Consider the following 13,363-nt stretch of genomic DNA (forward strand, 5'->3'; position numbering starts at 1 on the left):
GGTGGGGGTCCTGGGGCGCTGGGCGGTGGAGGGGGATGCGCGGGTGGGGGCGGGGAAGTCGATTCGGGTGGCGGAAATCGGTGGGCTGAGCGGGAATTTCGCGGGCGGTGTCCGGGGTTTGGGATAGCGAGTTCGGATGTCGGGACGGCTCACAAGGTTCGCAATGCGGACGCGGCGGGCACCATTCCGGCAGGGTGAGGTAACCTCTACCCACGATATGCAGCAGGGCCAACGTCGTCCCTCGCCTGTGCAGGAGTTTCAGACAGACGAAGACGACGGGAGGGATTCAATGCCTGCTGCCCACCTCGGGTTCCCCGAGCCTCAGGGTCTTTACCACCCCGCCAACGAGCACGATGCCTGCGGTGTCGCCATGGTCGCCGACGTCGCCGGTCGGCGTGATCACGGCATTGTGGTCAAGGCGCTGACGGCGCTGTGCAATCTCGATCACCGGGGGGCCAAGGGTAGCGAGCCGGACACCGGCGACGGAGCCGGGATCCTGACGCAGATCCCCGATGAGTTCTACCGGGCGAGCGTGCCGTTCACGCTGCCCGAGGCCGGTTCGTACGCGACCGGCATCGCCTTCCTGCCGTTCGACTCCGAGGCCAGGGCGCTCGCCGTCCGCCTGATCGAGGAGATCGCGGCCGAGGAGGGCCTGAGCGTGCTCGGCTGGCGTGAGCTGCCGGTCGACCGCGACCTGCCCGGCCCGAGCGCGCGGGCCGTGATGCCGCACTTCGCGCAGCTGTTCGTCGCCGACCAGGACGGCCGTGCCGGGCTCGAGCTCGACCGGCTGGCGTTCTGCCTGCGCAAGCGGGCCGAGCACGAGGCCGACGTCTACTTCCCCTCGCTGTCCTCGCGGACGATCGTCTACAAGGGCATGCTGACGCCCGACCAGGTCGAGCCGTTCTTCCCCGACCTGAGCGACGAGCGTTACGCGACGGCGATCGCGCTGGTCCACTCGCGTTTCTCCACCAACACGTTCCCGAGCTGGCCGCTGGCCCACCCCTACCGCTACATCGCCCACAACGGCGAGATCAACACGGTCAAGGGCAACCGCAACTGGATGCGGGCGCGCGAGGCGATGCTCGCCTCCGCCCACATTCCGGGCGATATTTCGCGACTTTTCCCCATCTGTGACCCGGATGGCAGCGACACCGCCAGCTTCGACGAGGCACTCGAGCTGCTCCACATGGGCGGCCGCAGCCTGCCCCACGCCGTGCTCATGATGATCCCGGAGGCGTGGGAGAACCACACGGAGATGGACCCGGCGCGGCGCGCCTTCTACGAGTTCCACTCCACGATGATGGAGGCCTGGGACGGCCCAGCCTCGATCACCTTCACCGACGGCACCGTCGCCGGCGCCGTGCTCGACCGCAACGGCCTGCGTCCTGGCCGCTTCTGGGTGACCGCCGACGGCCTGGTCGTGCTGGCCTCCGAGGCCGGCGTGCTGGACATCGCGCCGGAGGACGTCGTCCGGAAGGGCCGCCTGCAGCCGGGCCGGATGTTCCTCATCGACACCGCCCGCGGCAAGATCATCGAGGACGACGAGATCAAGGCCGAGCTCGCCGCCGAGCTCCCCTACGAAGACTGGCTGCACGCCGGGCTCGTCCGCTTCGAGGAACTGCCCGCCCGCCAGCGCGAGATCCCCACCCACGAGGCGCTCGTCAAGCGGCAGCAGACCTTCGGCTACACCGAGGAAGAGCTGCGCATCATCCTGTCGCCGATGGCGCGCACCGGCCAGGAGCCGATCGGCTCCATGGGCACCGACACGCCCGTGGCCGTGCTGAGCGAGAAGCCGCGGCTGCTGTTCGACTACTTCACCCAGCTGTTCGCGCAGGTCACCAACCCGCCGCTGGACGCCATCAGGGAAGAGCTGGTCACCTCCCTGGCCAGCACGCTCGGGCCCGAGGGCAACCTGCTCGACCCGGGGCCCAGCTCCTGCCGGCAGCTCGTGCTGCCGTACCCGGTGATCGACAACGACGAGCTCGCCAAGATCATCCACATCAACGACGAGCACGACCTGCCGGGCTTCCACCCCTACGTGATCAGCGGCCTGTACGACGTCTCCGGCGGCGGCGAGGCCCTGCTGCGGCGGCTGGAGGAGATCAGGGCCGAGGCGTCCAGGGCGATCGCCGACGGCGCCCGCATCATCGTGCTGAGCGACCGCGGCTCCTCCGAGGAGCGGGCGCCGATCCCGTCGCTGCTGCTGACGGGCGCGGTGCACCACCACCTCATCCAGGAGAAGACCCGCACCAAGATCGGCCTGGTCATCGAGACCGGCGAGGCCCGCGAGTGCCACCACATGGCGCTGCTCATCGGCTACGGCGCCGCCGCGATCAACCCCTACCTGGCGATCGAGACCATCGAGGACCTCGTCGACAGCGGGGTGCTCAAGGCCGACAAGCACAAGGCCGTGCGCAACCTCATCAAGGCGTACGGCAAGGGCGTCATCAAGGTCATGTCCAAGATGGGCGTCTCCACGGTGGCCTCCTACACCGGCGCGCAGATCTTCGAGGCGCTCGGCCTGAGCCAGGAGGTCATCGACTCCTGCTTCACCGGCACCACCTCCCGCCTCGGCGGCGTCGGCTTCGACGTGCTGGCCGAGGAGGTCGCGCAGCGCCACCGCCACGCCTACCCGCGGGTGGAGAACCCGCACCGCAAGCTCCAGGTCGGCGGCGAATACCAGTGGCGGCGCGAGGGCGAGCCGCACCTGTTCAACCCCGAGACCGTCTTCAAGCTGCAACACGCCACCAGGACCCGCCGCTACGAGATCTTCAAGGAGTACACGAACCTCGTGGACTCCCAGGCGGAGCGGCTGATGACCCTGCGCGGCCTGTTCAAGCTGCGCAAGGGCACGCCGATCCCCATCGAGGAGGTCGAGCCGGTCGAGAGCATCGTCAAGCGCTTCTCCACCGGCGCGATGTCGTACGGCTCCATCTCCATGGAGGCGCACGAGACGCTCGCCATCGCGATGAACCGGCTCGGCGGCAAGTCCAACACCGGCGAGGGCGGCGAGGACCCCGAGCGCCTGTACGACCCGGCCCGCAGGTCGGCGATCAAGCAGGTGGCATCGGGACGGTTCGGCGTCACCTCCGAATACCTGGTCAACGCCGACGACCTGCAGATCAAGATGGCGCAGGGCGCCAAGCCCGGCGAGGGCGGCCAGCTGCCCGGCCACAAGGTCTACCCGTGGATCGCGAAGACCCGCCATTCCACGCCTGGCGTCGGCCTCATCTCGCCGCCGCCACACCACGACATCTACTCCATCGAGGACCTCGCCCAGCTCATCCACGACCTGAAGAACTCCAACCCGCGTTCCAGGGTCCACGTCAAGCTGGTCGCCGAGGTCGGGGTCGGCACGGTCGCGGCCGGCGTGTCGAAGGCGCACGCCGACGTGGTGCTCATCTCCGGCCACGACGGCGGCACCGGCGCCTCGCCGCTGACCTCGCTCAAGCACGCGGGCGCGCCGTGGGAGCTCGGCCTGGCCGAGACCCAGCAGACGCTGCTGCTCAACGACCTGCGCGACCGCATCGTGGTGCAGGTCGACGGCCAGCTCAAGACGGGCCGCGACGTCGTCATCGCCGCGCTGCTCGGCGCGGAGGAGTACGGCTTCGCCACCGCCCCGCTGGTCGTCTCCGGCTGCGTCATGATGCGGGTCTGCCACCTCGACACCTGCCCGGTGGGCGTCGCCACGCAGAACCCCGAGCTGCGCAAGCGCTTCACCGGCAAGCCGGAGTTCGTGGTCAACTTCTTCGAGTTCATCGCCGAGGAGATCCGCGAATACCTCGCCGAGCTGGGCTTCCGCTCGCTCGACGAGGCGATCGGGCACGTCGAGCTGCTCGACACGACGGCGGCCGAGGAGCACTGGAAGGCCAGTGGCCTCGACCTGTCGCCGATCCTGCACCGGCCCGAGCTGCCCGCCGGCACCGCGCTGCGCCGGCTCGCCGAGCAGGACCACGGGCTGGAGCACGCGCTCGACAACACGCTCATCCAGCTCGCCGAGGGCGCCATCAACGACGGCACCCCGGTGACGCTCGAGCTGCCCATCCGCAACGTCAACCGCACGGTCGGCACCATGCTCGGCTACCAGGTGACCAAGCGGCACGGCGGCAAGGGGCTGCCCGACAACACCATCGACATCTCCTTCACCGGCTCGGCGGGCAACTCGTTCGGCGCGTTCGTGCCGCGCGGGATCACGCTGCGGCTGACCGGCGACGCCAACGACTACGTCGGCAAGGGCCTGTCGGGCGGGCGCATCACGGTGCGGCCGCACGACGAGGCGCCGCTCGACGGCCACATCATCGCCGGCAACGTCGCCCTCTACGGCGCCACCTCCGGCGAGGTGTTCATCCGCGGCGTCGTGGGCGAGCGGTTCTGCGTGCGCAACTCCGGCGCGACGGCGGTCGTCGAGGGCGTGGGCGACCACGGCTGCGAGTACATGACCGGCGGCAAGGCCGTGGTGCTCGGCCCGACCGGGCGCAACTTCGCGGCCGGCATGTCGGGCGGCGTCGCGTACCTGCTGGATCTCAAGCCCGAGCGGGTCAACCGCGAGATGGTCGCCATCGAGGCGCTCACCGAGGAGGACGCCGAGTTCCTCAAGGAGACCGTCGAGAAGCACTTCGCGGAGACCGGCTCGCCGGTCGCCAAGCAGCTGCTGGCCGACTGGGACGCGGCGCTGGCCAGGTTCGGCAAGATCATGCCGACCGACTACAAGAGGGTGCTGGAGGCCGCCGAGGCCGCCCGCATCGAAGGCAGGGACATCGACGAGGCCGTCATGGCGGCCGCGGTTCAGGGTTAAGGGAGGCGTACCGCATGGCTGACCCGAAGGGTTTTCTCACGCACGACCGGGAGCTGCCGGCGCGCCGTCCCGTGGACGTCCGCATCAGCGACTGGCGCGAGGTCTACCAGGACTTCTCCCAGGAGAAGCTGACCAAGCAGGCGGCCCGCTGCATGGACTGCGGCATCCCGTTCTGCCACAACGGCTGCCCGCTGGGCAACCTCATCCCCGAGTGGAACGACCTGGTCTACCGCACCGACTGGCAGGAGGCCATCGAGCGGCTGCACGCCACCAACAACTTCCCCGAGTTCACCGGCCGGCTCTGCCCGGCTCCGTGTGAGGCGGCGTGCGTGCTCGGCATCAACTCCGACCCGGTGGCGATCAAGCGGGTCGAGGTCGAGATCATCGACCGCGCGTTCGCCGAGGGCTGGGTGCGCCCGCAGCCGCCGGCCGTCAAGACCGGCAAGAAGGTCGCGGTCGTCGGCTCAGGACCGGCGGGTCTGGCCGCCGCCCAGCAGCTCACCAGGGCGGGGCACGACGTGGTGGTGTTCGAGCGGGCCGACCGCATCGGCGGCCTGCTGCGCTACGGCATCCCCGAGTTCAAGATGGAGAAGCGGCACATCGAGCGCCGGCTCGAGCAGATGCGGGCCGAGGGCACCGAGTTCCGCACCTCCGTCGACGTCGGCGTCGACATCACCGCCGCCGAGCTGCGCGAGCAGTTCGACGCCGTGGTGCTGTCGGGCGGGGCCACCCAGTGGCGCGACCTGCCGGTGGCCGGGCGTCAGCTGAAGGGCATCTACCAGGCGATGGAATACCTGCCGCTGTCCAACAAGGTCCAGGAGGGCGACTTCCCCGCCTCGCCCATCTCGGCCGAGGGCAAGCACGTGGTGGTGATCGGCGGCGGCGACACCGGCGCCGACTGCATCGGCACCGCGATCCGGCAGGGCGCCGCGTCCGTCACGCAGCTGGAGATCATGCCGCAGCCGCCCGCCACGCGGCCGGCCGGCCAGCCGTGGCCGACCTACCCGATGCTGTTCAAGATGGAGAGCGCCCACGAGGAGCTGGCCGAGGGCGGGGGAGCGCGCGTCTACGCGGTCTCCACCACCGAGTTCGTCGGCGACGACGACGGCAACGTGCGGGCCCTGCGCCTGGTCGAGGTCGAGGGGCCGCAGAACGGCTTCAAGCCGATCCCCGGCACCGAGCGGGAGATCCCGGCCGAGCTGGTCACGCTCTCCATGGGCTTCCTCGGGCCGGAGAAGGGCTCGCTGCTGCAGGACCTGGCCGAGGTCGCCGGTGACGGCTTCTACGACGCCAGGGGCAACGTGGCGCGCGACAAGACGTACATGTCGAAGGTCGACGGCGTCTTCGTGGCGGGCGACATGGGCCGCGGCCAGTCGCTCATCGTGTGGGCCATCGCCGAGGGGCGGGCCGCCGCCTCCGGCGTCGACCGGTTCCTGACCGGGGACACGGCGCTGCCGTACCCGATCCTGCCGACCGCGCGTCCGCTGGTCTGACCTGCTCGTCTCTCAGGAGCGCCCGCCCTTGTGGCGGGCGCTCTGTTTTTTGCAGACTCTGCATGTCTTGCAGGTCGTGCAAAAAGTGCGTACAGTGCAAGGCATGGAGAGTCCGCAGGAGCGGCGCGAGCGCCGCCGGGCCGACAAGCGGCAGGCCATCAGGATGGCCGCCGTGCGCATCGCGCTCGACCAGGGGCTCGAAGCCGCCACCGTGGAGGCGATCAGCGCGGCGGCCGACATCTCGCCGCGCACCTTCTTCAACTACTTCGCCTCCAAGGAGGAGGCGCTCGCCCCCGGCCCCATGTGGACGCCCGAGGAGTTCATCGGGCTGCTGCAGGAAAGGCCGGCGGACGAGCCCGCCTTCGAGTCGCTCAAGGTCGTGGCGCGCACGCTCGCCGCGCGGCTGCGGCCGATCATGGCCGACATGAAGCCGTTCGCCGAGCTGCGCAGGCGCCACCCCGAGCTGGCCGCCAAGGCCAGGGCCGTCGACGAGACGAAGCTGATGGAGAGCCTCTTCGGCGCCGTCAGCGGCCGTCCAGGCGTCACCAGCGCCGTGCACGCCAGGCTGCTCGTCATCGCCACCTTCGGCGCGGCCATCTCGGCCGTGCAGGAGTCGCTGGCCGGCGGCGGAGCGGTGGAGGACCTGCTCGAGGAGGCGTACACGCTGCTCGAAAACGGGCTCTGACTCTCCTGAGGAAAGACAAGCGGCGACCGGGGTGGCACCCCCGATCGCCGCGGATCACTCCTGCCCTCTCGCGAAAAAGAAGCAAGGAGTCGACTCATGGTAGCGACAATCCCCCAGCAGTCCACCCCGAGACGAACACTCTGGGTCAGCATGGGGTCACTCATCATCACCCTGTTCCTGGCCGCGCTCGACCAGACCGTCGTGGCCACCGCCATGCCCACCATCGTGGGGGAGCTGCACGGGCTCGAGAGCCTGTCCTGGCTGGTCACCGCGTTCGCCCTGACCTCCGGCATCGCCACCCCGCTGTTCGGCAAGCTCAGCGACATGTACGGCCGCCGCACCCTCTACCTCGCGGCCATCGTCCTGTTCGTCATCGGCTCGGCCCTGTGCGGCGCCGCCCAGTCGATGGGCCAGCTCATCGCCTTCCGCGCCTTCCAGGGCATCGGCGCGGGCGGCCTCATGGTGCTCACCATGACCATCGCCGCCGACCTCGCCACCCCCCGCGAACGCGCCCGCTTCCAGGGCCTGTTCGGCGGCGTCTTCGGGCTGGCCTCCATCGCGGGGCCGCTCGTCGGCGGTTACCTCACCCAGCACGTCTCCTGGCGCTGGATCTTCTACATCAACCTGCCGCTCGGCGCCGTCGCGCTGGCCGTCGCCTTCGCCGTGCTCAAGCTGCCCCGGCGCACTTCGCCGCACCGCGTCGACTGGCTCGGCGCCGCGCTCATCGCCGGGCTGCTGACCTGCCTGACCCTGCTCGCCTCCTGGGGCGGCACCGTGCACGCCTGGACCTCGCCCGTCATCATCGGGCTCGGCGCCGGCGCGGTGCTGCTGGCCCTGCTGTTCGTCCTCGCAGAACGCGCGGCGGAGGAGCCCATCCTGCCGCTGCGGCTCTTCCGCTCGGCCTCCTTCACCCTGCCCGTCGTCACCGTCGTGCTCATGGCCACCGCGATGCTCGGCCTGGCGACCTTCCTGCCCATGTTCCTGCAGCTCGCGCGCGGCGCCGGGGCGGCCGACTCCGGGCTGCTGCTGCTGCCGCTCATGGGCGGCATGATCGTCGCCTCCACGCTCGGCGGGCAGCTGGTGACCAGGCTCGGCCGGTACAAGTGGCTCATCGTGGGCGGGGCCGTCTGCGCCGGGATCTCCGGGCTGCTGTTCGCCACCATGGACCTCGGCACCGGCACGGTCGCGTCGGGGGCGTACATGGTGCTGTGCGGGCTCGGGCTGGGCGTGATGGGGCAGAACCTGCTGCTCGCCGTCCAGACCACCACGCCCGCGGCCGACCGGGGCGCGGCCACCTCGGCCGTCACGTTCGCCCGTGGCGCCGGCGGCGCGGTGGGCGTGTCGGTGCTCGGCGGCGTGTTCGCCGCCGGCCTCGCGCCGGGACAGGCCGCGCTCACCCCCGCCGCCGTCCAGGCGCTGCCCGAGGCCGTACGGCACGCCACGCAGCTGGCCTTCGCGGACGCGATCACCGGGGTGTTCGCGTGGACCGGGCCGATCATGCTGGCCGCCGCGGTGCTGCTGGCCCGGCTTCCTGACGTACGGCTGAGCCACCGCGACTGACACGCGCCTGAAGGGGCGAAGCGGGCTGGGGGATAGAGGTCCGCTTCGCCCACCATCAACCGAAATTTCACCACTCGGTTGCATCACTGGTTGACTGTCGGGAACATTCAGATTCTGCGGCATTCAGGCGTAGGGGGAACTATGCGGCGGCTCGCCTCCGGCATGACGGCGCTGGCCGCCGCGCTCACACTCGCGGCCTGCTCGGCCACCGCCCCCCAGCCCGGCGAGGCCGCCCGCAAACCCACCCCCCAAGGCCAGGGACAGCCCGAATACCTCGTCTTCTACGAGCACGGCCGGGCACGTGAGGCCAAGGCCGCCGTCGAACGCGCCGGCGGCACCACCGTCGCCGACGACACCAAGCTCGGCTACCTCCTCGCCGCCGGCGGCGACGGCTTCCAGGGGGCCGTGGGCGGCGACCCCGCCGTCGTCGGGGTCAGCCCCGACCGCAGCATCGGACGTACGGCATCGAAGCCCGCCACGCGAGCACTCCCCGACGAGCAGGCGTTCACCAAGCGGGCCGGCGAACCGCTCGCCCCCCGCCAGTGGGACATGCGCATGATCGGCGCCGACCGCGCCAACGCCAAGGTCCCCGGCAGCAAGAAGGTCCTCGTCGGCGTCATCGACACCGGTGTGGACGGCAAGCACCCCGACATCGCCCCCAACTTCAACCGCGAGCTCAGCCGCAACTTCGTCACCGACCGCCCCAAGGACGACTACGGCGAGACCCTCGACGGCCCCTGCGAGGCCAAGAACTGCAAGGACCCCGTGGACGCCGACGACGACGGCCACGGCACCCACGTCGCCAGCACCATCGCCTCGCCCATCAACGGCATCGGCATCGCCGGCGTCGCGCCCGGCGTCCAGATCGTCAACATCAGGGCAGGCCAGGACTCCGGCTTCTTCTTCCTCAAGCCCAGCCTCGACGCCCTCACCTACGCCGCCGACATCGGCGTCGACGTCGTCAACATGAGCTACTACGTCGACCCCTGGCTGTTCAACTGCCGCGCCAACAAGTCCGACACCAAGAAACAGCAGCTCGAACAGCGCGCCATCATCACCGGCATGCAACGCGCACTCGACTACGCGCGCGAACGCGGCGTCACCCTCATCTCCGCCCTCGGCAACGGCTCCACCGACCTCGGCAACCCCAAGATCGACAAGCAGAGCCCCGGCTACCCCAAGGGCGACGAGAAGGAACGCGAGATCGACAACTCCTGCATCAACGTGCCGGCCGAGTCCAAAGGCGTCATCTCCGTCTCCGCGCTCGGCCCCTCCGGCCGCAAGGCCGCCTACAGCGACTACGGCGTCGAGCAGACCGACGTCTCGGCCCCCGGCGGCGACGTGCTCGACGGGGAGGGCGTCAACGTCACCAGGTCCATCCTCGCCGCCGCGCCGGAACACGTGCTGCGCGCCGCGGGCCGCGTCGGCAAGGACGGCAAGCCCAAGGGCGCCGACGTCGTACGCGACTGCACCGGCGGCACCTGCTCCTACTACCAGTACCTCGAAGGCACCTCCATGGCCGCGCCGCACGCCACCGGCGTCGCCGCCATCCTCATCAGCCGCTTCGGCAAGCCCGGCAAGGGCGGGCTCGAACTCGCCCCCGACACCGTCCAGGACCTGCTCTACAAGACCGCCACCCCCAAGGCCTGCCCCAGCCCGCGCGAGTACACCTACAACGCCTTCGGCACCAGCGAGAAACACCTGTGCCAGGGCGACACCGACGACAACGGCTTCTACGGCCACGGCATCGTGAACGCCTGGAAGGCGGCGACCGCGCAGCCATGATGTACCGCCTCCTCGCCGACGCCGCGATGGGGGTACATTTCGCTTTTCTCGCCTACCTGACCTTAGGCGGCTTCCTCGCCTGGCGCCGGCGCCGCACGATCTGGATCCACCTCGCCGTCGCGGCCTGGGGAGTGCTGTCCGTCGTGACCGGCGTCGAATGCCCGCTCACACTCGTGGAAGACTGGGCACGTCGCCACGCGGGCGGGGCAGGTCTGCCCGCGAGCGGCTTCATCGACCACTACATCGAAGGCGTGATCTACGCGGGTGAGTACACGAACGTGGCGCGACTGGCGGTCGCCGTTCTCGTTCTGTTCTCATACGTCGGGTACGTTCTCCGTCGTCAGTGACTGCCAAGTGGTCTGTACCAATTAAGGTAGGACTCGTGACTCGTCGCGCGAAAATCGTCTGCACTCTAGGCCCCGCCACATCGTCCAAGGAACGCCTCCGCGAGCTCATCGCCGCGGGCATGGACGTAGCACGGTTCAACCTCAGCCATGGCAACCATGACATGCACAGAGAGGTGTACGACCGGGTCAGGGAGGTGGCGGCCGACCTCGGCCGCGGTGTAGGCGTCCTCGCCGACCTGCAGGGCCCCAAGATCCGCGTCGGCACCTTCGAGGAAGGCCCCGTCCGGCTCGGCTTCGGCGACGTCTTCACCATCACCGGCGAAGACGTCCCGGGAGACCGCGAACAGGTCTCCACCACCTACAAGGGACTGCCCAACGACGTCAGCCCCGGCGACACCATCCTCGTCGACGACGGCCGCCTCGTGCTCGAGGTCACCCGCGTCGACGGCGACCGCGTCATCACCCGGGTCGTCATCGGCGGCATGATCTCCGACAACAAGGGCCTCAACCTGCCCGGCGTCAACGTCAGCGCCCCCGCGCTGACCGACAAGGACGAAGCCGACCTGCGCTGGGCGCTGCGCACCGGCTTCGACATGATCGCCCTGTCGTTCGTCCGCCGCCCGTCCGACGCCGACGTGGTGCGCAACATCATGGAGCAGGAGGCCGTACGCCTGCCGCTGCTCGCCAAGATCGAAAAGCCGCAGGCCGTCGACCGCCTCCCCGAGATCGTCGACGCCTTCGACGGCATCATGGTCGCCCGCGGCGACCTCGGCGTCGAGCTGCCCCTCGAGCAGGTGCCGATCGTCCAGCGCCGCATCATCGAGCTGTGCCGCGAGAAGGCCCACCCCGTCATCGTGGCCACCCAGATGCTCGACTCCATGATGAACTCCCCGCGCCCCACCCGCGCCGAGACCTCCGACGTCGCCTACGCCGTCATGGACGGCGCCGACGCGGTCATGCTGTCCGGCGAGACCTCCGTCGGCAACTACCCGATCGAAGCCGTCTCCACGATGGACCGCATCGCCTGCGCCGCCGAGAAGTCCTCGCTGCACGCCACCCACACCCTCGAGCGCATGCCCGAGACCACCGGTGGCGCCATCGCCAGGGCCGCCGCCGAGGTGGGCGCCATCGTCGGCGCCAAGGCGCTCATCGCGTTCACCATGTCCGGCGAGACCGCGCGCCGCCTGGCCCGCTACCGCTCGCCCATCCCGCTGCTGGCCTTCACCAGCGCGCCCCACGTGCGCGGGCAGCTCTCGCTGACCTGGGGCGTGGAGACCTTCCACGTGCCGTTCGTACACCACACCGACGACATGGTGCGGCAGGTGGAGGCGTCGCTGCTGTCGCTCGGACGGCTGGAGAAGGGCGACAAGGTCGTCATCGTGGCCGGCTCGCCTCCCGGCACCCCCGGCTCCACCAACGCCCTGCGCGTCCACACCATCGGCTCAGCGGTCTCCCACGCCCACTGACCCCCACGTGCCCAGCCCCCGGGCCTGCCGCCCGGGGCTCACGGGCCAGCGGGCCCCACACGCGGGCCCGCGGCGGGTCGGCGGGCGTCACATGCGGGCCTGCGGCGGGTCAGCGGGCGTCACATGCGGGCCCGCGGCGGGTCGGTCGGCGCCTTCGCGCCGGCCTCACCAATCCCGCGTGAGGCCGTTGCCGTCACGCATCGGGGTGGGCCGCCCGTTCAGCAGCCCACCAGGCATAGGCCGGGGCGTCAGTCGTTGGCGTGCAAGGCCGCGTTCAGCTCGACCTTGCCGCCCTGGCGCGGCAGCGCCTCCACCGCGCCCGTCTGCGAGTTACGCCGCAGCAGGATGCCGTTGGAACCCGACAGCTCGGCCGCCTTCGCCACGGTGCCGTCGGGCAGGGTCACCCGCGTGCCCGCCGTGACGTAGAGGCCGGCCTCCACCACGCAGTCGTCGCCCAGCGAGATGCCGAGCCCGGCGTTCGCGCCCAGCAGGCAGCGCTCACCGATCGAGATGACCTGCTTGCCGCCGCCCGACAGCGTCCCCATGATCGAGGCGCCGCCGCCCACGTCGGAGCCGTCACCGACCACCACGCCGGCCGACACCCGGCCCTCGATCATCGACGCGCCGAGCGTGCCGGCGTTGAAGTTCACGAAGCCCTCGTGCATCACCGTCGTGCCGGACGCCAGATGCGCACCCAGCCGCACCCGGTCGGCGTCGGCGATGCGCACCCCGGAAGGCAGCACGTAGTCGACCATCCGCGGGAACTTGTCCACGCCGTAGACCGTCACCGGCCCCCGCCCGCGCAACCGCAGCCGCGTCCGCTCGAAGTCCGCCACCGGGCACGGCCCGAAGTTGGTCCACACCACGTTCGCCAGCAGGCCGAACACGCCGTCGAGGTTCACCCCGTGAGGGCGCACCAGACGCGCCGACAGCAGATGCAGGCGCAGGTAGACGTCGTGCGCGTCGGCCGGCGGCTCGGAGAGCTTGGCGATGCCGGTGCGCACCGCCACCACCTCCACGCCGCGCGCCGTGTCGGGGCCGGTCAGCTCGGCCAGCTCCCCGGCCTCATCGCCGGACAGCCGCCGCGTCCCCGCGGCCGGCGCGTCGCCCAGCTCGGGAGCGGGAAACCAGGTGTCGAGTACGGTGCCGTCAGCGGCGATGGTCGCCAGGCCGGTGCCGAAGGCACCGATCGAGGTCGGGTCGATAGCAGTCACGGGCCCAAAAATACCGTT

Annotated in this window: 8 protein-coding genes; 7 read left to right on the forward strand and 1 reads right to left on the reverse strand. The window is 70.4% G+C overall.

Going from position 1 to position 13,363, the window contains the following annotated elements; genetic code table 11:
- Positions 1 to 289: 289 nt before the first annotated feature.
- From gltB to pyk, 7 genes are all read left to right on the forward strand, one after another.
- A complete protein-coding gene (gltB, locus tag AB0K12_RS22775; protein ID WP_364564395.1) occupies positions 290 to 4,795 on the forward strand; it encodes a glutamate synthase large subunit in 4,506 nt (1,501 codons plus the stop codon).
- Between the two features lie 14 nt (positions 4,796 to 4,809).
- Positions 4,810 to 6,288 carry a glutamate synthase subunit beta gene (locus tag AB0K12_RS22780; RefSeq protein ID WP_364564398.1) on the forward strand — a complete coding sequence of 493 codons (1,479 nt, stop codon included), beginning with the start codon at positions 4,810 to 4,812 and terminating at the stop codon, positions 6,286 to 6,288.
- 103 nt (positions 6,289 to 6,391) lie between these two features.
- Complete coding sequence (locus tag AB0K12_RS22785) at positions 6,392 to 6,973, forward strand: helix-turn-helix domain-containing protein (RefSeq protein WP_364564400.1); 582 nt, start codon at positions 6,392 to 6,394, stop codon at positions 6,971 to 6,973.
- Between the two features lie 150 nt (positions 6,974 to 7,123).
- Positions 7,124 to 8,533, forward strand: a complete 1,410-nt coding sequence (locus AB0K12_RS22790; RefSeq protein ID WP_364564403.1) for an MDR family MFS transporter — start codon at positions 7,124 to 7,126, stop codon at positions 8,531 to 8,533.
- A gap of 141 nt (positions 8,534 to 8,674) precedes the next feature.
- Positions 8,675 to 10,318 carry a S8 family serine peptidase gene (locus tag AB0K12_RS22795; protein WP_364564406.1) on the forward strand — a complete coding sequence of 548 codons (1,644 nt, stop codon included), beginning with the start codon at positions 8,675 to 8,677 and terminating at the stop codon, positions 10,316 to 10,318.
- Positions 10,315 to 10,665: a DUF2784 domain-containing protein gene (locus tag AB0K12_RS22800; protein ID WP_364564408.1), complete on the forward strand. Its 351-nt coding sequence runs from the start codon at positions 10,315 to 10,317 to the stop codon at positions 10,663 to 10,665. The genes AB0K12_RS22795 and AB0K12_RS22800 overlap by 4 nt, the downstream gene beginning before the upstream one ends.
- A 35-nt stretch (positions 10,666 to 10,700) precedes the next feature.
- Positions 10,701 to 12,131, forward strand: coding sequence for a pyruvate kinase (pyk, locus tag AB0K12_RS22805; RefSeq protein ID WP_364366196.1), 1,431 nt, complete (start codon positions 10,701 to 10,703; stop codon positions 12,129 to 12,131).
- 248 nt (positions 12,132 to 12,379) lie between these two features.
- Here pyk and dapD read toward each other — a convergent pair whose 3' ends face one another.
- Entirely contained in the window at positions 12,380 to 13,345 is a 966-nt protein-coding gene (gene dapD, locus AB0K12_RS22810) for a 2,3,4,5-tetrahydropyridine-2,6-dicarboxylate N-succinyltransferase (RefSeq protein ID WP_364564412.1), read from the reverse strand.
- Between the last annotated feature and the right edge of the window lie 18 nt (positions 13,346 to 13,363).

This window comes from Nonomuraea sp. NPDC049419 (genome assembly GCF_040676995.1).
GTDB classification, from domain to species: Bacteria; Actinomycetota; Actinomycetes; order Streptosporangiales; family Streptosporangiaceae; genus Nonomuraea; species Nonomuraea salmonea.

Excerpts from the sequence above, each read along its gene's own strand:
- AB0K12_RS22790 (WP_364564403.1), top strand. The coding sequence starts at position 7,124 with ATGGGGTCACTCATCATCACCCTGTTCCTGGCCGCGCTCGACCAGACC.
- AB0K12_RS22795 (WP_364564406.1), top strand. The coding sequence starts at position 8,675 with ATGCGGCGGCTCGCCTCCGGCATGACGGCGCTGGCCGCCGCGCTCACA.
- AB0K12_RS22785 (WP_364564400.1), top strand. The coding sequence starts at position 6,392 with ATGGAGAGTCCGCAGGAGCGGCGCGAGCGCCGCCGGGCCGACAAGCGG.
- AB0K12_RS22800 (WP_364564408.1), top strand. The coding sequence starts at position 10,315 with ATGATGTACCGCCTCCTCGCCGACGCCGCGATGGGGGTACATTTCGCT.
- gltB (WP_364564395.1), top strand. The coding sequence starts at position 290 with ATGCCTGCTGCCCACCTCGGGTTCCCCGAGCCTCAGGGTCTTTACCAC.
- AB0K12_RS22780 (WP_364564398.1), top strand. The coding sequence starts at position 4,810 with ATGGCTGACCCGAAGGGTTTTCTCACGCACGACCGGGAGCTGCCGGCG.